Here is a 21,698-nt window from a genome sequence, read left to right as displayed (position 1 = left end):
CGTTTTTCGTTGACCCATAGATATATGAAACTCATCTTTTCGCTGGTTATCTTCGCCGCAGTGACTCTGTCGGCCTTCGCCCAATACGCACCGCTGGGGTATCAGATCGCCGGGGGCCGCTCGGCGCTGGATCAGGGCACGCCGGAACCGCGCCTGGTCTCGAATGTGATTATCGACATCCGGCCCGAAGCGCTGGATACGCTGTGGCTGGCAACGGGCAACGGACTATCACGGGTGATCGTGAACCGCGCGGACCTGCGGGGATCGCATTTCGACTCGTACACCCAATCGAACGGGCTGGGCAAGGGCGGCACCAGCGGACTGCTGGTGACGGACTCGATTCTCTGGGCGTCCTTTGCCTTCGATACCTCGGTAGGTATTTCCGGCGCGGGCGACGGGCTGGTGTATTCGCGCGATCACGGTCAGACGTGGGTGCACTTTCCGCAGCCGCGCGATCCGAATTATCACCACTTCGATGCCTCGGGTTACGACAGCACGCTGGGGTATTGGCCGACGACGACCAACGTGGACAACATCACGTATGACATCGCGCAGAGCGACAGTTTTGTGTGGATCGCATCCAAGGGCGGCGGCCTGCGCCGGCACGCTTATGCGGCGGACTACACCCATTACAATGATACCACAGGCTGGCGCGTGGTGAGTCCGCTGGTGCTCGACGACGGGCGTTCGCTGCCGTTTCATCCGGGCGACCCGGTCGACGGTCTGATTCATCGAGATTTTGCGGTGATGTATGGCGACAGCGCGGTCTGGGTGGGCACGGCGGCGGGTATTCTGAAGAGCACGAATGAAGGCCGCACGTGGCACAACTTCCGCGCATCGCGCACCAGCTTTTCCGGCAATTTTGTGACGGCGCTGGATTATCAGGAGAGCCAGCATGCGGTGTGGGCGGCCACATGGCGGGCGGAGAGTTCCGATGAGTATTATGCGGTGACCAAATCCACCGACGGCGGCGCGACATGGCACGTTTATCTGGATTCGGCGCAGGTGGTGCAGTCCATCGGCAGGTTCGAAACGGTGCGGGCGCACGGCTTTGGCTTCTCCCCCACCGGTGATACGGTGTATGTGTGTGATGATCTGGGGCTGTGGAAGTCTCCCGACGGCGGCGCGCACTGGGCGCTGTTTGCCAATATTTCCGATGCCGCCAACAGCCATCAGTTCGGCGAAGCGCAGATTTATGCAGCCTACAGCGATTCGCTGTACAGCGTGTGGGCGGGCGGCACGGACGGTTTGGCCGTGACCTCGGACCGGGGCAATCACTGGACGCTGTTTCAGGCGGCCTATCCGCTCTCGGGTGGGGCGCGTTCCGTGGATACGTATGCGTATCCCAATCCCTGGTCGCCCTCGCGGTTCGGTCCGGTGAAACTGCGCTATACGGCGGCCACCGGCGGCGCGGTAAAGATTTCGATCTATGACATGGCGATGAGCAAAGTTGTGGACCTGCCCACGGCCACGCGTCCTTCGGGCGAACAGTACGAAACATGGGACGGGCGCAAGAACGGCACGATTGTCGCCAACGGCACCTACTTCTACAAGATCTCCAAGCCCGGCGGCGACGTGTGGGGCAAGGTGATTGTGCTGGATTGAGGCTTTGTGGCGCGCGGGGTAAGGACACCCCGCGCGGCGGCGACGTCAGGTTTCGCAGATTCTAATCCGAGAAGGAAACTCGAGCAAATTCGGAGGCGGCTATGGGATGGGTTAGCCTTCGGTGGACGGCGGGGATTGCGCTGTGCTGGATCGTGGGGACCGCGAAAGCGGAAACGCGGCTCTGTCCAGTAACATTTTATTTCAGCGCGAGCCAGCCCGTGACGATTGTGAATCTTGCGCCCAACCGCGACTATTGGCGGGGGAGCTACGGGATCGAGGGTGGAATAGAGATTCCGCTCAGTCCCCACCGCGCGCTGCGGCTGGAAGGGACGTATGACCGCTTCGGCTATCACAGCCCGGACTTCGATCCGTACCGCCACAGTGGTCCGTCGAGATTTGCGAGCGCCATGGCCGATCTTATGGTTTCCTTTGCACACAGATCATCGGCCGTTCGTCCATACATGGCATTGGGGTTAGGCGGCATGTGGGGCACGGTCACGCGTCCGGTGCTTTACCCGAATTATCCTTATGACGGCGAAGATTGTCGCGGCGCCTATGGCGCCGGCGCGGGGAATTATCGCGGGATCAGCGCCCGGGCGGGCCTCGGTGTTTCGCTTCCGATGGGGGAACGACTGGCATGGTTTGCGGAAAGCGACGTTACAACGCTGCTTTTAGGGTATCCCTTTGATGAACCGTACAGCGGTTCACTCGATGTTGGATTCGCCGGCCTTCGGCTGGGGATCAGCGTTCAATAAGATATGGTAGATTTCGAGTCGATACAGCAGGTGTGCGACCAGATCGCACGCGAGTTTCATCCGCAGAAGATCATTCTATTCGGGTCGTACGCGTATGGAACGCCGCACGATGATTCGGATGTGGATCTTCTGGTAGTCCTGCCGGAGATCGAGGGCAATCCGATCCGCAAAGCGGCGCAGATCCTCCAGCATGTCTCGCATCGGTTCGCCATCGACTTACTGGTTCGAACACCCGAAGTGATCCGGCAAAGGATCGAGTGGGAAGACTTCTTTCTACGAGAGATCATGGAAAGAGGAACGGTACTTTATGAAGCGGACACGGATGGCCCTTCGGCCACCCCCTTGAATTCCCCCACTGAAGTGGGGGAACAACGAACCCTGACCTCTGCTGCGGAATACGATCTGCGTCGGCGCATTCATTGACTCGGCGATGAGATTAAGGACTTGGCCCAAGTCACAAACGAATTACCCTATGCGAAAATCTCTTTTCATACTTCTCCTGCTTGTCCTGTGTTCGGCGGCACTGGCGGACACCAATGGCGGGTTTGCGGGGGCCTTTGGGCGGCTGGGGGCGGGAGCGCGGGCCAAGGCGCTGGGCAATGCCTATACGGGACTGGCGGAAGGGCCGTCGGCGATCTATTACAATCCCGGCGCGCTATCGTTTGCCAAGACGTACGAGTTTTCGGCCACGACCGCGCGGATGTCTCTTGATCGCACGCTGGACTATCTGGCGTTCACGGCGCCGCTGCATCCCAAGGCCGGACCGGACAAGCAGGCGGTAAACGCGGGCGTGGGTCTGGGCTGGCTGCATGCGGGAGTGGGCAACATCGATTCGCGCGACTTCGACGGCAATCCGCTGGCTACGATTGATCAATCGTCGAACCTGTTTCTGTTTTCTTTCGGCCTGCAATTCCACGAGCGCTTCGGCGCGGGTGTAACGGCCAAGGTCATCTACGAGACCTTCGGCAAGATCGGCAACGACAATAAATCGATCCACGGCAACGGATTCGGCGCGGACGTCGGCGCGTTTGCCAAGCCTATCGATCATCTGACCGTGGGCGCGCAGATCAAGAATCTCGGCGCCAAGACCACGTGGAACACCACGGACTATTGGGCGCAGGGTTCCACCAAGGCCGACAAATGGCCATTCGAGTACCGCGCGGGCGCGGCCTATGAGCGCAGCGGAATTACCGGTGTGGTGGACGTGGAGAGCAGCGATAAGAACGATACCCGGCTGCATGCGGGTTTGGAAGGCGCGATGGATATTACGCCCAAACAGAGCATCGCCGGACGTATAGGTTATGACGACGGCGCGCCGACCTTCGGCCTTGGATTGGGCTTTGCCGTGTGGAAACTGCGTTCGTCGCTGGATCTGACCTATGTGCTGGAAAATATCGCGCCGAACAATTCGACCCAGCTTGGCTGGAGCGTGAGATTTTAAGAAAAGCAAAACGCTGAAAAATCAGAATCCATATATGAGAACATTCCTTGTAGTCCTGCTGCTGATGCTGGCGGTCTCTTCGAGCTTTGCGGGGACGGGGCTGGCCTTTCTGGAGATCCCGGTGGGAGCACGCGAGAGCGCTCTGGGCGGCAGCGGTGTGGCCCTGATTACCGGGCCGACTTCGGCGACGTACAATCCCGCGGTGCCGGCGTTCACCCCGCGCGGCATAGCCCTGATGCTGACCAAGCATTTCGCGGACACGCGTTCGGAGTTTATTGGCTTCACGGTGCACCGCGGGCGGCTGGCGCTTTCGCCGAGCTATCTCGGCACACGCGTATCCGACATCGAATTCCGGGATCAGCCCAGTGTCAACCCGATTTCGACCTTTGACGCGGTGAATTCGGCGGTGGGCGCGGCGCTGGCTTTCAAGATCAGCGATAAGTATTCGGTCGGTGTGGCCGGACGGTACCTGTATCAGAAGATCCAGCTCGAAGCTTCGCGCGGCTATGGGCTTGATGCCGGCGCGTTGGCGCGGGATGTGGTTCCGGGTTTGACGCTGGGCGCGGCGGTGCAGAATATGGGCGAAATGTCCGCCTTTGTGGTGGAGTCTCCCAAGCTGCCGACCACTGTGCGGGGCGGTGCGGCCTACGAGCATGCGCTGCCGAAGATCGGCTCCGTGATGGTGACGGCGGAAGCGCAGGGTATTCGTGACAACAAGCCGCTGTTCAAGGGCGGTGTGGAATACCGTGCCCCGGGCTATCTGGCGCTGCGCGCCGGCTATGTTCAGGGGCTGGATGCACAGAATATCTCCTTCGGCCTCGGGTTCTACATTTCCCAGTTCCGGCTGGACTACGCCTTTATCCCCTTCAAGGAGAACCTTGGCGAAGGCCACCGCTTCTCCTTCGCCTTCGACATCTGATCCCTTTCGGCTTCCCCGCCGAACCCCCAACCGTACACTTTTTGACCGCAGGGCGTGTGTTTGGATGCGCCCTGCGGCATTCCTGACGGCACGAAATTGGAAAAATCGGAGATGAGGCCGCTTATCTCTTGGTTTTTTCATTTTTGATTTATACTTTTCGTCACGTCACGTCGAGTCGCCCACAGCTTCCCTGAACGGCCTGCCAGAATGGAGAGCACATGAGAAGTTTCTTAGTCTTTGTTTTGTTAACACTTACTGTTATTGTCCCGTCACTGGTCTGGGGCCAAGGGTGGCAGTGGCAAAATCCGCTGCCTCAAGGTAACCCTTTGCGGGACATTGCTTTCAGCGATGACAGCACCGGCTGGGCCGTTGGCGACTTCGGAACAATCATGCGCACGACCAATGGCGGGGCGGCCTGGACATTCATGGCGCTCCACGAGCGGCAGATGTTCACGCGACTGGCGGCTGTAGACAGCCACCACGTCTGGGCGGTGGGCGACAGCGGGGTGATCATGCGCACCAGTGACGGCGGCGCGAACTGGCATGCTCAGACCAGCGGCACGATGCGCGACCTGCACGGCCTGGCTTTCCGCACGGCGGATGTGGGCTGGGTGGTCGGCGATGGCGGCACGGTGCTGCACACCACAGATGGCGGTGAGAACTGGCTGCCGGTGGACCTGTCGACCACTGACGATTTTGCAGCGATTGCGTATGCCAATGACCAGACGCTCTGGATCGTGGGCGGCTATGTGCAGTTCGATCCGCCGGTGATGTATCACAGCGAGGATGGCGGCGCGCATTGGACACATTATACGCCCTTTGGGACTCATGGCTGGCTGTCGGATGTGCAGTTTTACAATGACACGACCGGGCTTGCCGTAGGACGGAATGGCCTGGTGCTGCGTTTTGCAGGTAACGGCTGGGAACAGGTCCCCACGGGAACGGGGTCCACCTTGCGGGAAGTTGCTCTCCCCACGGCCACCTCCGGATGGTGCGTGGGCCATGACGGCATGATTCTGCACACGACGGACGGCGGCGCGAGTTGGGTTCAGCAGCCGGTAGGGACGACCTATCCGTTCTGGGGCGTGGCCTTCCGCGATTCGCTGTCCGGATATGGAGTGACGACAGACGGACAGGTCTGGCATACGGCCGACGGTGGCAACGCCTGGGCGCGGCAGACCAACGGAGAAATTTTTGCTTTGCGCGGCGTCGCGTTTGCCACGGCGACCACGGGGTGCGCGGTGGGTGCAAACGGCCAGTACATGCGGACGACGGACGGCGGACAGACATGGGATCCACGCCCGAGCCAATCGCCCTATGATTCGCAGGGGATCACCTTTCTGGACAGTTTGCGGGGCTGGCGGGTCGGCGCGGACGGTATCTGGCATACCACAACCGCCGGCGATACGTGGTCACGCGTGCTCAGCGGGGAATCGCTGTTTTTGAGAGATGTGGATTTTGCCGATACGACCTATGGCTGGGCGGTCGGAGATGCCAGCACGATTATGCATACCACCAACGGCGGCGGATCGTGGCACTATCAGAATGTGATTTCCGTGGGTTCCTTCACCGGAGTGGACTTTGTGAGCACGGGGAAGGGCTGGGCTGTGGGGGATGGCGGTTCGATTCTGGCCACGGTGGATACCGGCTTTACCTGGACCCGGCAGCCCACCGGTTTGCCGTACACTTTGAATGACATCACATTTTTGGATTCACTCACCGCCTGGGTTGTGGGCGTAGGCGGCACCATTCTCCATACGACCGATGCCGGACAGCACTGGCTGGCGCAGGCGTCCGGCGTGCAGACGCAGCTTCGGGCCGTGGCTTTCCGCAGCGCCACCGAAGGCTGGATTGTCGGTGACGGCGGAACTATTTTGCATACCACCAACGCGGGTGAGCAGTGGGCCACCATGGTCAGCGGATGCATCTATGACCTGTGGGCGGTTACCTGTGTAGGACCGGATCAGATCTGGGCAGTAGGTGCGCACGGGACCATTCTCTATTCCGTGGGAGGCAGCGCCTTTACGCCGCCTTCGGGGAGACGCACGCCGGCGGTGTTGTCTTATTCTCTCAGCGCGTATCCTAATCCTTTCAATCCGCAGACCACCCTCAGTTTTGACGTCCCTGTTAGTGGGCGCGTGGCGGTGGCGGTGTATGATGTCGGAGGACGGCTGGTTCAATCGCTCGCGGATGGTTTCTACGCGAGAGGTCAGCACGATCTAAGTTTTGATGCATCCACCCTGCCGAGCGGAGTCTACTTCGCGCGGCTAAGCGGAAAGAATTTCGGCACGTCAGCTAAGCTGGTGCTTCTTAAATGAAACGGCGCCGCCATCGACTTGTGATGGCGGCGCTGCTGTTTCCGGTGTGTAAGTTCCGAGTCGCAAACAGGAGACTCCGCTGTACCCTTGACAACGATGTAGTACATGCGAATGAGCCGGTTTTGTCCGGCAGGTATCTTGACCAACACAAACCGAGAGGTGATGTATGGTGCGGTTTCTGTTCCTTGCGGCAGTGGGGCTGGCGGGGCTGATGGTTCTGGTGGGGTGTTCATCGACAGAAGACGGTGTGACAACTCCAGGCGGCGGCTCCCGCTTTTCGCCGCAACCCTGGATGTGGCAGAATCCCACTCCCCAGGGGAATGATCTGACGGACGTGACGTTTGTAGATGCCCGGCACGGCTGGGGTGTGGGCGCGTGCGGGACGATTCTGCAAACGGCGGACGGCGGGCAAACGTGGGCGCCACAGGTTAGCGGAACGGATGAAGACCTGGTGTCCGTCAGTTTTGCGGATCTCTATCACGGTTGGGTGACAGGACAGAACGGGACGTTGCTGTATTCCGGCAACGGGCGGGACTGGAGCCGTCAGACCATCGAGCATGACAGCAAGCAAGCCGTCAAGGATGTCTGTGCGCGGGGACCGGCTGAAGCATGGGCCGTGAGCGGTGACCGAATTCTGCACACCACGGACGGAGCGTTCTGGTGGGGCGTGTCTCAGTGGGACAACACCCATCTCAACGCGATCACGTTTGTCGGCGACAGCCTGGGTTGGGTCGTCGGATACCGTGATACACGGTCAATGGCATGCGGGGTGATTTTGCAGACAACGAACGGCGGGGAGACGTGGGTGGAGCGTCCCAACGGACCGTGTGACGATCTCTCGGATGTAAGTTTTGTGGATGCCTATCACGGTTGGACAGTCGGGCAGCGTTCCGGAAGGATCTTTCCGACGACGGATGGCGGACAGACGTGGGTGGAGCATCGCTTCAGCTACGATGCATATGCGTCCAAGGTCGTATTCAAAGACATGAACGTCGGCTGGGTGTCGTCGGGTCCATACGACGAGTACCCGGAATATTACCGGTTTAATGAGGGTACGTGGCGGACGAACGACGGTGGCGTGACGTGGTCGCAGCTCGCCCACGGCGCTCGCGCCATGTGCTTTCTGGACATGAATATGGGCTGGATGGTGGGCTGGGGGGGCTCGGTGTACCGGACCACCAACGGCGGCTTCAGCATGGAGCAGCAAATTCAGACGGTGACCACATCGGCTTTGCGAGACGTCGTCTTCAGCGGCAGCGAGAACGGATGGGCGGTAGGAGACAGCGGAAGTATCCTTCACACGACGGACGGTGGTCAGCACTGGCTGGCGCAGGATGCGGGAACGATGACCGACCTGTACGCCCTCGCGTTTGTCAGCGGCACGGCAGGCTTTGCGGTCGGCGGTACTTCAAATTACTCGGCGACGATTCTGCGCACGGAAGATGGCGGGGCCAGTTGGACCGAACAGGTCTTCGGCGGCATAGGCTATTTGAGCGACGTGCAGTTTTTGGACAGCCGAACCGGGTGGGCCGCCGGTTATTACGGGGCGATGCTGCACACGTCGGATGGCGGGCAGACGTGGGTCATTCAGAATACCGGCGGCACAACGAATTTTCAGGCAGTGTATTTTGCCAGTCCCACCAACGGCTGGGCGATCGGTTACACGGGGAGTGACTATTCGTATTACGGCACTCCCGTCATGCTCCGCACGACCAACGGTGGCGAGAGTTGGCAGCCGAAGTCTTTCGGCGGCCTGCACAGCCCGCAGGATGTCACTTTCAGTGACGCAAATCACGGTTATGTCGTAGGCTACAATGGTTTGATTGTCCGCACTACAGACGGTGGCGATCACTGGCTGGCGGTGGAAAGCAGCACGACCCTGCCGCTGAACAAGGTTGTTTTTCCAAGCCGCGAGGTGGGCTGGGCTATTGGCTCCGACGGGGCTATCCTGTACACGGCGGATGCCGGAATTACCTGGAACACGATGGAAAGCGGCACCAGGAATGAGCTAAATGGTGCCTACTTTACCGCTCCGGACAGAGGCTGGGTAGTGGGCGAGAAGGGGACGATCCTCTCCCAAGAGGCACCAACTGCGGTGACGAACCGGTAGCAAGATAGAGTGGGTGCAAATCAGTGCAAAACCCACTCGAATAATCTACCTCGGCATCCAGAAAGTACTTGCTTTTAGACTTACGGTTTTGTATACTATTCACACCTGCCCGCTACGAAGGCAGGTGTCGGTTTCAGAAACCGAGAGGAGGTGGTCCCATGAGTTCATGGCCACGGAGGTCCGCCACTTAGCTAAGTGGACGGACACACCAGCCCCGAAGGCTTGTCAGCACTGTTTGACGAGCCTTCTTTGCTCAAGGGCTGAGCCCTTGACCCATGTCGCCTTCGGCGTGCCGAGAAATGGCGAAAGGGCGACCCTATCGGGTGCCCTTTCTTGGTTTGTGCTCGTGTGGGAACTATCTGACCTCAATAGTACCCAAGATCATTAAAGAAATTGGTGAAACGCCTATTATGACCCGTGAAGAATACATTACATCCACGGAAATCGCTTTTGAGCGGCTGATGACACCGACTAAGGGGATCTGGCCGGAGCAGATGGAACAGCCGATGGCCGAGGGCAAATGGTCTTTCAAGGATCTGGCCGCACATCTGGTTTTGTGGGACGGCCTGGTGGTTCGGGCGCTCGAGCAGATGAATCAGGGCGAGAGCTTCGATTGGACTCCCTACCGCGATGTTGACGCGAGCAATGCGGCGGCGGTGGAGAAACTGCGCGTCACACCGCTGAAGCGGGTGCTAAGCGAACTGCGCATCACCCACAGTACGGTGATTGAAGCGGTGCGCCGCGTACCCGATGAAAAGCTGTATCGGAATGGAGAGTTGCCGGAGTGGCTGCTGTCCACTGTGCCCGAGCATTACGAGCACCATCGTGGGCAGGTGGAAGAATGGGCGGAAAAGATAAAAGCTGAAAAGCTACCCCCCTTAGTCCCCCCTTATCCTAAGGGGGGAGACCCGATTGCCTTCCCCCTTTGAAAAAGGGGGAATCAGAAGGGGGTGCTGAATCTCAGCATTTCAGATTTTCAGCGTTTCAGCGTTTTCTTAAAACTCGTGGCCTAAGTTAAGGTAGAAGACGGTCTGGTCGGGGGCAAGGCGGGTGCTGATGAGGCGGGAGGCGGTAAAGCGCATCGGGCCAAGCAGGGTAGACAGGCTGAAAGAGACGCCGATGCCATGTTGGTATTCATCAGCGCGCGGCAGAGGATCGGAGGCCGCAGAGACGGCGCCGACAGTGTAGGTGGCCGAGAGATAGGCGTCGGCCATCCAGCGGGAAATGAGGTCATAGCGAACCTCACCGAGCAGCGAGGTTCGCACATTGCCCAGATATTCGGCAGTGTGAAGCCCCAGCAGGCTGCCTTCTCCTCCCAATGGGAAGAGCGCCCACGGCGGCATGATGCGGTCATTCCATGCATAATCGCCGCGGCCATGCACTACCAGCCGCTTGGTCAGCGGGATGTAGCCGTCGGCGCGGGCCATGACGCGGTTGAAGAAGCGGTCGGTGGAGCGGGAGCGCAAGCCATACTCGTAAGAGCCGTTGAAAGCCAGTCCACTGGACGGAAACGGATAGCTGTCCTGCGTGTCCACCAGAGTGCGCACGCCAAGATAGGTGGTCTGATCCCGCGACGGGGAGAGCATGCCGCCGGAAAGCACGCTTTCGTGGCGCAATCCCCATGATACTTCGGCCCAGCGGCGGAAGGCGCGTCCCACCCAGAGTTCGGCGGAACTGCGCTCAAAGAAGTAGTCTCCGACGGAGTGATGCTGCCGGTAGAGATTGAATTCGGAGCGGCTCCACCCGCTGCGCAAATCGATCGTGGTGTAGCTCTGCAGGAAATCGTCCAGCGGCGTGCTGAAGGGGATGCGGTCGAAGGTCAACCCCAGGCGCGCTTCCTCATCTTTCTCCCCGTATTTTCCGAACACCGCCAGCCGCGCCCCGATATCCAGCGTATTGTCATTAAGGAATTCGACAAAGGCGCGTCCCCGCCGCTCGAGGGAATAGCCCGCTCCGAAGCGAAGCTGCGGCGAGGGCCGTTCCACCACGCGCAGCTTCAGCGCCGCGCCGCTGTCCGAGGACTGCACCGCAAGGTTGACCGACTCATAGAGGTCGCTGCCGTAAATCTGATTTAGGCCGCGTTTGGCCCAGCGCAGATTGAACACGTCCCCTTGGGTGAGCGGGAACTCGCGCAGCAGGCTGGACTCCCGGTGGCGGTGAAGCCCTTCCACCGTAATCTGGCGGATGTGGCCTTCTTCCCAATGGCTGCTCAGTTTATGATCGGGGGTGACATCGAGACGCGTCGCGTGAGCGAGGGTGCGTCCCACATCCAGATAGGCCTGCCGCAGCCACACCAGCTTCTTCAGTCCATCTTTGCCCGGCGGCAGATCGTTGATGGTAGAGTCCGGCATGTGATTCACACCGGTGAACACGTAGCCGGCAGGCGGCAGACTGTTGCAGTTCAGGGTCTGTTTGAAATCCCGGTAACGCGCGCGCGAGCAGAATGAACTGGCGCAGGCCGCCGCGGAGGAATCGGCACGGTGGAACTTGGTACGCAGCAAGGGCATCTGCGCCTTGGCCGCCAGATAACCTGCCGAGATCAGAATCGGAATGTCACTGAAATCGGTGGAGTGGTGTTCATCCAGATCGGGGGCAATCACGACGTCCGCGCGGGAGACCGAGGCATCGCGGCGTTCGCTTTGCATGATGGTCGTCACGCGGCCTACCAATTCCCAGGGCAGCGTCAGGTTCTCATCGGTGGCAGGCGTGGCCGACATGTCCACCGCCACGACGACATCCGCGCCCTGCTCGCGGGCGGTATTCACCGGAATATTTTCCGCCACGCCGCCGTCAACCATCAGCAGTGTGTCCATGCGGTAAGGCGCGAAAACCAGCGGCATGGAAATGGAGGCGCGCATGGCCTCGGCGAGGTCACCGCTCTTGAATACGATGGGCTTGCCGGAGATGAGGTCGGTGGCCACGGCGCGGAAGGGAATCCGCAGGTCATCGAAGCTCGGCCACGGCTGATAGGGCGCACGATGCACCAGTTCGAACAGCAGCTCGGAAAGCTTCTGGCCACTGGTGAGCGACGTGGGGACATCGAGAGACCAGCCGCGGAAGCGCACACTGAGAATATGGCGGGAGACCGTCTCCTTCTGCGCGAGAAACAGGTTGCGCCGCGAGGGGCGGTCGAGAAAAATCTTGTTCCACTCGGTATTGAGCGCGATGGTGCGGAGTTCCGTGGCCGAATAGCCGGCCGCGTAGAGTCCGCCGAGCACCGCGCCGATGGAGGTGCCGACAATCAGGTCGGGCTCCAGATGCTCCTCTTCGAGCGCCTGCAGCACACCGATGGCGGCAAAGCCGCGGGCGCCGCCTCCGGAGAGAGCGAGGGCCACGGTCTCGGCGCGCGCCGTGCCGGACAGCAGCACAGCGGCAAAGATCAGGAATAGGTATTTGGAAAGAGTCATTCTGCTTTTCTGATATGCGTGTTGGCGGCAAGCGCCATCGATCACGACTCGCAAACGCCCGGCAGGACCGGACGTTGCATGTCTAAACGAACCCACCGATATGAAACTCACCTGCTGGACCACCTTTGAGGGAAAGCCCGTACTGCTCGACGCGGACACCCTCCCCCCTATCGTACGATTTCTCAATCCGGCGCATGGGCAGACGCTGGCCGCCGATCCCAAGAATTTTGCTCAGTGCCTGAACGCGGCGGCGCGTGCCGCAGGGGACGGGTTGCTGTTGACGCTGCCGCCGGACACGGAGACGCTGGATGCGGCGTGGAAAGAGCGGCTGCTGGGCGTGGCGCGGCAGAATCCGGAGGGAGTCTTCTTCTACGGAGATTACCACCTGCAGGACGACGACTGTCAGAAGCTGCAAACGGTACGCCGGGACATCGGGGATATTACCGAGCGCGAAGACTGGGGTCCGGTGTGGGCCGTGCGTGTGGAGTGGTTGAATGGGCTGGGCGGCCTTGACGAGCGAAATCACCGTGCAGCCTTCTATGATCTGCTGCTGAAGAGTTGGGGTGAGGGACGGCGCGTGCACGTCGGAGGGCCGCTGGCGCTGATTCCCGCACCGCAAGCGGATAGCGGTGCCTCCGCTTTAAAAGACAAGCTGTTCTTTCCCGGGCGCGGCAAGCTGGGCGGATTCTCGTATCTGTTCATGGACCCGGAAGATGAGCGCCACACCGAGAATGTTTTCTATAATTTCCTGAAGCGCGAAAACGTGTGGCTGGAAGACGAGCGGACGGCGACGCCTTCCCGCCGCTCCGAACTCCATCCCCCTTGCCCGCTGGTGAGTGTGGTGACGCCGGTGTACAATCGCGGACGGTTTATCGGGAAAGCAATCGAGTCCGTACAAGGGCAGACGATTGACGACTGGGAATACCTTATCGTGGATAACGGATCGACCGATGACACGCGCGAGGTGGTACGAAGCTACGCGGCGAAAGACAGCCGGGTGCGGCTGATCGAGAACAACGTGAACATTATCGCGCTCTCGCTGAACATCGGAGTGCGCGCGGCGAAGGGGAAATACATCTCGCAGCTCGACAGCGACGACGAATATCTGCCGCGCACCTTAGAGCACATGACCGCAGGATTGGAAGCCCATCCCAACTGGGGCGTGGCGATTGCGTATTACGAGTTGATGGACGAAGGCGGCACGTCACTGCCGGAGTTCGGGATCATCAAGCATCTGGAATACAACCGCAACAATATCCTGCGGGTAGATGGGGCGGGCGCGCCGCGCACGTGGCACCGCAGCGTGATCTTAGAGTTCGGCGGCTTCGATGAGAAAGAGTTGGGCGGCTACGGCGAGGACTACGACCTGGTGCTGAAGTGCGGTGAAAAGTATGAAGTGGGCCGGGTGCATGAGATCTGCTACCGCTACCGCCGCCACGGGGACAACACGGACGTCACCCGTGATCCGGAAATGAAGATCGGCAACAAGACTCTGGCGCGGATGCATGCGTTGAAGCGGCGGAAGAAGCTGAATGCAAAAGGCTGAAACGCTGAAAATCTGAAAGGCTGAAAGGGAGCGCGGCGCGAGCTGCGCTCCTTTTTTGTGTGCCGGGGTCCACCGGCACGACAGGCGCCACTCATTTCCTTTTGTCTATCTCCACTCTGCCGTCCTCTTCCTCGTTACCAACTTTGCCGTCTGAAGCCTGCATGTTCTCCTCTGTGGGAAGGATGGCGGCTTCCACGCGGGACACCAGATCGATGTCCACGATGGTGTCGCCGCGGGCATCGACACGGAAGGCGGGCAGGAAGCGCGCGCCCCACACGATCTCATCGTAGCGGTAGGAATAGCGCGAGTGAACCCACTGGTTGAAGGTGTCATCAAAGCCGCGAATCAGAATCAGGATTTCCGCCTTGAGCGCGGCCAGAGTTTCGGGCGTGGCACCGCGCAGCGGGCTGGTCTCATCGATGGGGTGCACGATGGTCCAGGTGAGCGGCAGAAATTCTACGGACGGACGTTCCAGATCCAGCAGGCGGTAGACGCGTTTGAGTCCGCTATCGGCTTTTTCCACGGTCATCAGCAGCACGCGGGCCTGCAGTTCCATCAGCAGGTTGCGGCGCGAATTGACGATGCGGAATTCGAGGCCGGTGCGGCCCTGATACGGCGCGACGATGGCCCATTCACTGTAGACCAGCTTGGCATGAGGCCGGGAAAAGCGTCCGTAGAACAGCGCCGCCGCCAGCGCAAAGGCCATCAACCCGGATGCCGCTTCGAGCGACGCCACAAGATTGGTCAGAAATCCCTGCGGCGCAATATTGCCGTAGCCGACCGTGGTGAAGGTTTCGGCGCTGAAAAAGAACGCGCTGAAAAAGGACGAGATGCCCGAAGCGCCATCGGCTCCGGTCAGATGGCCAATCCCGATGAGCAGGTACACCAGCGCGTAAAACGTGTTGACGACGAAGTAGCCCGCCACCACAATCAACATAAACCGAGACCATGACAGGCCGATCAGATATTGATAGATATGCAGCGTGTGCAGCCGCGTGCCGGTCTGCGAGCGGCGGACATTGAAGGTTCCGTCTTTATTGATAATGCGGCGGATGTCGCCGTAATAGGTCTGCGACAGACCGGGGTCCAGCGGAACCTGTGGCCGCGACGCATGGGATTCGGGAGACGAGGGAGTGGTCATAAATATAGTTTATTGTAAACGGCAGCGATGGCCCTGCCGCCATGATGCGGAAGAATCGATTACGAAAAAGCAGGCTTACTTCAGGAGCATGAGCTTGCGAACGCCTGTGCTCTGGCCCGCCGACAGGCGGCAGAAGTAGACGCCGGACGGCCAGCCGGAGGCATCGAGGTGAACGGTGTGCGGGCCTCCGGGCAGTTGCCCGTCGAGCAGTGTCGCCGTTTCCCGCCCCAGAACGTCATAGACACTTAAGGTCGCGCGACCAGCATGCGGAAGCTCAAAGCGGATGTCCGTTACGGCATTGAAGGGATTCGGATAATTTTGCGCGAGGAAAAACTCGCCGGGGCTTGCGACCGATGGCTGATCCGAGGCCAGATCCGAGGCAATCCGCAGCAGCCAAATGTTGGCATCGCCCGCGCCGAAGGATGTGGTCTCACCCGCGACGAGGAAACCGCCATCAGGCAGTTCCACGGCGCTCTCGGCGACGTCGAGGCCGGCACCGCCCCAGGAACGCGACCAGAGCAGATTGCCGTCACCGTCGGTCTTGACAACGTAAACATCTCCGCCCACTCCGAAGGAATTCGTGTGCCCGGCAAGAAAGAATCCGCCGTCATGAGTGGCCAGAACCACGTGGCCGTGCTCTTCATCGCTGCCGCCGTAGGTGTGCAGCCATTGCTGGCGGCCAAGGGTGTCCGTTTTGATGAGCACGACGTCACCGCCCGGACCGTAAGATTCGGAAGGTCCGGTGAAGGCAAAGCCGCCGTCAGAAGTTTGCACGACGGAATTGGCAATATCCTCCGTGGCACTGCCGCCGAAGGTGCGAGTCCACACGGTGTCGCCAAGACTGTTCAGGCGCATCAGCAGATAATCGGAATGGGCATTGGCGGTTGCCCGGGTGGATCCGGCCAAAATGTAACCGCCGTCACGAGTGGGCTGAATCGAACGCGCATCGCTGAAATAGCCGCACTGGGCATACAGGCTGAAGCCGGTGTGCTGGGAGTCGCGCTCGAGAACCGTAACCCTTCCCTGCTCCGGGGTATCCGTCCAGTATCCGGCGCACACACTGTGACCAAGAGCATTCATGCAGATGCCATACCCGATCATATCCGCTCCCGGCGAGTAGTCTTCGACCCACTCTATGAGCGTTCCCGAAAGATCGTAACGGACTTCGCGCATCGCCTGTTCCGTGCCGCCACTCCGGAGCCCGTATCCGGAAGCGATAATCTCATCGTTATTTGTCTTCGCCATCCCCGTGCACCAGTCGTCGCCGGTTCCCCTGCCGAACGTCCGTGTCCAGAGCGTGTCTCCGCCGCCGTTGACGCACACCACGTAGAAATCCATGCCGACGACGCCGAAGGAATTGGTGGTGGCAGAAACCGCGAAGGTGCCATTGGAGAGTGCGACGATGCCTGCCGCATATTCATCGCCGCTGCCGCCGTAAGTTCTCGACCAGAGGGTGTCAGGCTGGGCAACGCACATCGTGGAAAGTGCCATCAGTGAAAACAGACAGAACCATTTCATCGGCGGCTCCGGTGTTATTCCGTCGGGAAGGTGCTTCTTAACTTTTGACTTTGTAACCGACTCCGGTAACGGCGTTGGCAAGAGTGGCGCGGTCGAGGTTCTCGCCTTCAACGTGGGCGAGGCCGTTTTCGAGAGTGACGTTCACCACATTCACGCCGGGGACGCTCTTCAGTGTCTCGGTGACGGTGCGGACACAGTGCGAACAGTTCATGCCTTCCACAGTCAGATCGAAGCCTTTGCCGTTGGACGTCATAATGTTTCTTCCGCTGAATTTTATCCGAAACCACTCCACAAAATGCCAGACCATAAGTGCCGCCAAAAGCAGCGATGTGCCATAGGTGAGCCAAGCAGGGAGCATGGAATGATCATGCGTCATCGGCGCGGCTACGGCCCAGCCCGTCTGCGCAATCACTCCATTCAGGATAAACCCCATAGCGACAGCCGTGATCGTAATGGAGCCGAGGTACAGCGACAGCACCCGGCCACCCATCACGCGGCCAATGATCACGAGCGTGCCCGCATTGGAAGCCGGACCGCACATCAGAAACACGAAGGCTGCTCCCGGCGAAATTCCCTTGGCAATAAGCACGGCGGCAATGGGAATGCTGCCCGTGGAACAGACATAGAGCGGAACGCTCAGGGCGATCATCATCAGCATCTGCGGCAGTTCACCCTGAACCTTGCGCGCGAAGAAATCGTCCGGCACGATTAAGGCCATGGCCGCCGCGACGGCGAGACCGACCACCAGCCACAGAGCGATGTCGCCCAGCAGTTCCCGGAAGGCGAAGTTCATTCCGCCTGCCAACCTCTGCCCGATGGAACGGCCGCCGTTCTCTTCCAAAGCATCTTCGGCCCGTACATGGTAGGTCATCCAATGATCATCTTCGGCTGCCGATCCGCGAGTGAAGAGCCGGGTCGCAATGCCGCCGAGCACTCCGCTGATGAAGGCTGCCACGGGCCGGAAGATGGCAAACAGCCATCCGAAAAAGCCGTAGGTTGCGAGAATGGCATCAAGTCCCGTCTGTGGAGTAGAAATCAGGAACGACACCACCGATGCACGGCTGGCTCCGCGCTTGCGCAAGCCCATAGCCGTGGGGACGGTACCGCACGAACACAACGGGAGAGGAATGCCCATGAGCGCACCGCGCACGGCCGAACCGGCGGTTTCTCCCCCAAGGTGCCGCGCAACCGCATTTTTGGGCACGAAAACGTGCAGCAGCCCGGCAAAGATGAATCCGAGCGTCAAGTAAGGAGCCATCTCACCGAGAAGTGTGAGCATTTCCGATAAGAACCGCCAGATCAAATCCATCATCCCGCCGGACCTTCCTTATCATTCATCCTGTAATCACTTAAGATACGCATTCCGTATCCGATTTTCAAGCTGCGCTTAGTGGCCGCTTTGTCTTTGTTCGCCTGAATTATTGATTATGTGAAAAATATGCGGTAACATGGGTCATTCCCAATTCACAACCGCAAATTTCTGCAAGATGAAACCACACCTGCTTTTAGCCGGACAGGGCGGCGGTTCCTGGGGCTGCTTTCCTGTAGGGGCCTTGCTTGAATACTTTGAGCAGAATCAGCCCGCATACGATGGCGGCTTTGGAGTCTCGGTTTCAGCGCTCATTTTGTCGCGGCTGATGGCGTCCGATAATGGCACCATTCCGCCGCTTGACGTCCAGCGGGAGAATGCTCGCCGCCTGGGCCAGATTTTCAGCAGCCTTTCGGGCAACGAGGCGATTTACACACCGTGGTCCGCCTCCAAGCTATCCTCCTGGCTGCTGAAGGGTCCCATTTCCCTGATGCCTATCCCACGGGAAGCCAAGCAGGCGATTATAGCACTGCTTGAAAAGAAGCCATCTGTCTACGACACACGGCCTCTGATGGAACTGGTAAAGCGGGAGCTGGCGGGGAAGAAGTGGCATCCATCGGTCTGCGTGGGAGTGGTACACCTTGAAACCGGAGTATTTGAAGAAATCTCCCTCGGGAACAATGCCAATTGGGCAGAGACTATTGTCGCCTCGACCGCTATTCCCATTGCCTTTCCGCCTGTGGCGGCCTTGGTCGATGGCGGTGTGATGGATATTACCCCGCTCAAAGGAGTGTTCAACCGTTTCCGGGAGCTGCGCGCCGCAGAGCCCGGCCGGCCACAAGAGTTGCACGTTTATCGTTGTAGTCCGTTTCCCGATCACCGCCAGACGGGCAAGCGGTATGCGACCCTGCCCGTGGTGACCTCGCGCACCTTGGACATTATGCTGGACCACACCGATGAGGAGGATTTCTCCAACGCGCTCTTCTACAATCGGCTGGCCGATCTGACGGCGCGGGTAATGAGTTGCAGCGATCCGGTACTGATCAAGGAATTTGCCGCCTTGCATGAAAAATATGGGAAAGTGGCCATTTATGTGATCAGCCCGACCCGCGAAGATGTGCTGGCGATGCCGGAGAACTCCCGCAGTTTCGATCCTGCACGGATGCGCGGTGGGATGCTGCGCGGCCAAGCGGCGATGAAGAGCTTTTTGATGAACAAGGAGAGTTACAGGTTGGAGAGGCTGGTGGAGACGAAAACGTGACTGTCAAATGTAAGCATATCTATCACATATTGTTACCCTACAAGCCACTCACACATCTGAAAATTTTGATGCAGACAAAGGTAATATGAAGTGCTTATTTTTGAATTTGCCTCTTTTTTGTAATAAAGAATTTTCTTATTTTAGTTGGCGAGAATAAGCGCATCAAAGAGCCGCGATTCAAACCAAATTCCATACTGGCGGAGGGCAGGCGAGTTGAATCCGCACGATCTTTCAGAAAACAGGCGTTCGCACTTGGTGCGTCATCCCACAGGGTATTGGGCTTTTGTCCCTCCGCCAATGCCCCGCCGAGTGGAATACACCAATGACATCGTGTGGGCACTGAATGCTGCGGTGCAGAAAGTGGGGAATCTCGAAGGATTGTGTCGTCTTCTCCCCAATCCGTATCTCCTTTCGGGTGCGTACGTGCGGCGCGAAGCCGTTTTGAGTTCCCGGATAGAGGGAACGCAATCCACGCAGCCGGATCTTTATCTGTTTGAGATAGACGCCAAAAGCAGTCCGCGACCGGAAGACATTCAGGAAGTCCAGAACTACGTTAAGGCGTTGGATTATGCGGTGGCACGTCGCCAAACCTTGCCTCTGAGCCTCCGCTTCATTCGAGAACTTCACGGTATACTTATGCAAGGCGTCCGGGGTCAGAACATGACGCCGGGGGAGTTTCGGACGTCGCAGAACTGGATCGGTGGCAGGACACCGTCTGATGCCCGATTCGTTCCGCCCCCCGTGCCAGAAATGACCGTTGCACTGGATGATATGGAGAAGTTTCTCCATAGACCTGAGCAGGAGCAGATACCCCCACTGATCGAAAGCGCACTCCTTCACTACCAGTTTGAAACCGTCCATCCTTTTCTGGATGGCAATGGCCGGGTGGGAAGATTACTGGTTATCGTTCTTGCATTGGAACGGAAATGTCTGAGCAATCCTCTGCTTTATTTGAGCGCTTATTTCGAAAAGCACCGGAACGACTATTACGACCAATTGTTCGGCGTCACCCAGACAGGTAAATGGGAGCCGTGGCTTTTGTTCTTCCTGGACGGTGTCGCCGATCAAGCAGCGGATGCTATCCGGCGTTCGGAAACCGTGCTTGCGCTATATGATCGCTACCGCAAGCTGGGTTTGTCCGCTCCCTCGCTGCGGCTGCTCGATCACTTACTCCACAATCCGTACATTACGGTTTCCCGCGCAGCCGAACTGCTCAACGCCGGATACACCTCTGCCAAGCACGCCATTATGCAGCTTGAGGAGAAGAGGGTACTGGTTCCCCTCCATCCGGAACAGAAGCGCGGACAGATCTTCGTAGCCCAAGAACTGATGGATGCTTTCACTGCGGACATGCCTTGAGGGAGACGATGGGATGATGACTCTCCCCTCCCTTACGTTCCTTGGCGTGATGCTGTGCTGGCTGGGGTGCTGCGGGCAGTGAGCGCGATCAAAATCCGAAAAGCCAAAAAACTAAAAAGCCAAAATAAAGAATCCGATTGGCCAACTTTACCAAGACTGAACTATGAAGTATCTGATTGATTCCAAGCGTCCGGTGGAAGAGACCATCGACATCGAGCGCGAAATGCCGCTGCGCAGCCAGGTGGCGAAGCTGATTGCCAAGCGTTACCGCTGCGACGTGCACTATTTTTACGCCGACCGCGTAGGCATGGTTTTCATTGTGGATCTGGACGACGCGGACCAGCTCGCGGAGATTACCTTGCTGCTGCGCCGCGCGGGATTGGCGCCAAATGCCTATCCGCTGGTGGGCAATATGGAAGTGGACCGCATTCTGCTGGATATGGCGGAGATGCTCTGATATGGACTATTTGCATTTGCCTCCGGGGAAGAACCCGCCCGTGGATGTCTGGGCCGTGGTCGAGATTCCCAAGAACAGCAGCAACAAGTATGAACTGGACCATGACCTGGGCGTAATGCGGCTGGACCGCCCGCTGTTTTCGCCGATGCACTATCCGGGAGACTACGGGTTTATCCCCAGCACTCTGGCAGCGGACGGCGATCCGCTGGATATTTTAGTGCTGATGGAAGAGCCGAGCTTTCCCGGCTGTCTGATTTCCTGCCGCCCCCTCGGCGTACTGGTGATGGAAGATGAGAAGGGCGTGGATGAGAAGATTCTCGCCGTGCCCACCACCGATCCAAGCTACGAAACTTACCAGAGTCTGTCGCATATTCCTCCACATTTCCTGCGCGCAATGGATCATTTTTTCCGGATCTACAAGGAACTCGAAGGGAAATCCGTGCGTACGATGGGATGGCAGGACCGGTGGGTGGCGGAGAAAATTATTTCCGACTGCATCACCGCAGCGAAGTAAATAACGTCTGAAAGCAGAACCCCCTTCATATTCCCCCT

17 protein-coding genes are annotated in these 21,698 nt (G+C 59.0%); 13 read left to right on the top strand and 4 right to left on the bottom strand.

Annotated elements, in window-relative coordinates:
* The first annotated feature begins 24 nt into the window (after positions 1-24).
* The 8 genes from VGL38_06825 to VGL38_06790 all read left to right on the top strand — a co-directional run bounded on the left by VGL38_06825 (position 25) and on the right by VGL38_06790 (position 10,077).
* Positions 25-1,605, top strand: coding sequence for a hypothetical protein (locus VGL38_06825; protein HEY3295133.1), 1,581 nt, complete (start codon positions 25-27; stop codon positions 1,603-1,605).
* Between the two features lie 101 nt (positions 1,606-1,706).
* Positions 1,707-2,360, top strand: coding sequence for a hypothetical protein (locus VGL38_06820; GenBank protein HEY3295132.1), 654 nt, complete (start codon positions 1,707-1,709; stop codon positions 2,358-2,360).
* 3 nt (positions 2,361-2,363) lie between these two features.
* Complete coding sequence (locus VGL38_06815) at positions 2,364-2,783, top strand: nucleotidyltransferase domain-containing protein (protein HEY3295131.1); 420 nt, start codon at positions 2,364-2,366, stop codon at positions 2,781-2,783.
* Between the two features lie 49 nt (positions 2,784-2,832).
* A complete protein-coding gene (locus VGL38_06810) occupies positions 2,833-3,801 on the top strand; it encodes a PorV/PorQ family protein (protein HEY3295130.1) in 969 nt (322 codons plus the stop codon).
* 34 nt (positions 3,802-3,835) lie between these two features.
* Positions 3,836-4,720 (top strand): PorV/PorQ family protein, encoded by an 885-nt coding sequence (locus VGL38_06805; protein ID HEY3295129.1) that lies wholly within the window; start codon positions 3,836-3,838, stop codon positions 4,718-4,720.
* Positions 4,721-4,938: 218 nt separating this feature from the next.
* Complete coding sequence (locus tag VGL38_06800; protein HEY3295128.1) at positions 4,939-7,038, top strand: YCF48-related protein; 2,100 nt, start codon at positions 4,939-4,941, stop codon at positions 7,036-7,038.
* 166 nt (positions 7,039-7,204) lie between these two features.
* The gene (locus VGL38_06795; protein ID HEY3295127.1) at positions 7,205-9,148 is read left to right on the top strand and encodes a YCF48-related protein; all 1,944 of its coding nucleotides are present in this window, start codon (positions 7,205-7,207) and stop codon (positions 9,146-9,148) included.
* A 410-nt stretch (positions 9,149-9,558) separates the two neighbouring features.
* The gene (locus tag VGL38_06790; protein HEY3295126.1) at positions 9,559-10,077 is read left to right on the top strand and encodes a DinB family protein; all 519 of its coding nucleotides are present in this window, start codon (positions 9,559-9,561) and stop codon (positions 10,075-10,077) included.
* Between the two features lie 66 nt (positions 10,078-10,143).
* Here VGL38_06790 and VGL38_06785 read toward each other — a convergent pair whose 3' ends face one another.
* Positions 10,144-12,555 carry a patatin-like phospholipase family protein gene (locus tag VGL38_06785; GenBank protein ID HEY3295125.1) on the bottom strand — a complete coding sequence of 804 codons (2,412 nt, stop codon included), beginning with the start codon at positions 12,553-12,555 and terminating at the stop codon, positions 10,144-10,146.
* A gap of 100 nt (positions 12,556-12,655) precedes the next feature.
* On the opposite strand from VGL38_06785, the gene VGL38_06780 reads away from it, so the two are divergent.
* The gene (locus VGL38_06780) at positions 12,656-14,101 is read left to right on the top strand and encodes a glycosyltransferase (protein HEY3295124.1); all 1,446 of its coding nucleotides are present in this window, start codon (positions 12,656-12,658) and stop codon (positions 14,099-14,101) included.
* A 91-nt stretch (positions 14,102-14,192) separates the two neighbouring features.
* On the opposite strand, the gene VGL38_06775 is transcribed toward VGL38_06780, so the two are convergent.
* The 3 genes from VGL38_06775 to VGL38_06765 form a co-directional block, all read right to left on the bottom strand.
* Complete coding sequence (locus VGL38_06775) at positions 14,193-15,242, bottom strand: ion channel (protein ID HEY3295123.1); 1,050 nt, start codon at positions 15,240-15,242, stop codon at positions 14,193-14,195.
* A gap of 75 nt (positions 15,243-15,317) precedes the next feature.
* A complete protein-coding gene (locus VGL38_06770) occupies positions 15,318-16,760 on the bottom strand; it encodes a T9SS type A sorting domain-containing protein (GenBank protein ID HEY3295122.1) in 1,443 nt (480 codons plus the stop codon).
* A gap of 37 nt (positions 16,761-16,797) precedes the next feature.
* On the bottom strand, positions 16,798-18,072 hold the full coding sequence (locus VGL38_06765) for an SO_0444 family Cu/Zn efflux transporter (protein HEY3295121.1): 1,275 nt from the start codon (positions 18,070-18,072) through the stop codon (positions 16,798-16,800).
* A gap of 175 nt (positions 18,073-18,247) precedes the next feature.
* Between VGL38_06765 and VGL38_06760 the strand changes: the two genes are divergently transcribed.
* From VGL38_06760 to VGL38_06745, 4 genes are all read left to right on the top strand, one after another.
* Positions 18,248-19,330 (top strand): hypothetical protein, encoded by a 1,083-nt coding sequence (locus VGL38_06760; protein ID HEY3295120.1) that lies wholly within the window; start codon positions 18,248-18,250, stop codon positions 19,328-19,330.
* A gap of 213 nt (positions 19,331-19,543) precedes the next feature.
* Positions 19,544-20,689 carry a Fic family protein gene (locus VGL38_06755; protein HEY3295119.1) on the top strand — a complete coding sequence of 382 codons (1,146 nt, stop codon included), beginning with the start codon at positions 19,544-19,546 and terminating at the stop codon, positions 20,687-20,689.
* Positions 20,690-20,852: 163 nt separating this feature from the next.
* A complete protein-coding gene (locus VGL38_06750) occupies positions 20,853-21,146 on the top strand; it encodes a hypothetical protein (protein ID HEY3295118.1) in 294 nt (97 codons plus the stop codon).
* A gap of 1 nt (position 21,147) precedes the next feature.
* The gene (locus VGL38_06745; GenBank protein HEY3295117.1) at positions 21,148-21,660 is read left to right on the top strand and encodes an inorganic diphosphatase; all 513 of its coding nucleotides are present in this window, start codon (positions 21,148-21,150) and stop codon (positions 21,658-21,660) included.
* The last annotated feature ends 38 nt before the right edge of the window (positions 21,661-21,698 follow it).

The sequence above is a fragment of the bacterium genome, from assembly GCA_036504735.1.
Taxonomy (GTDB): Bacteria; Electryoneota; RPQS01; order RPQS01; family RPQS01; genus DASXUQ01.
This window is presented reverse-complemented; position numbering and strand designations above follow the sequence as displayed.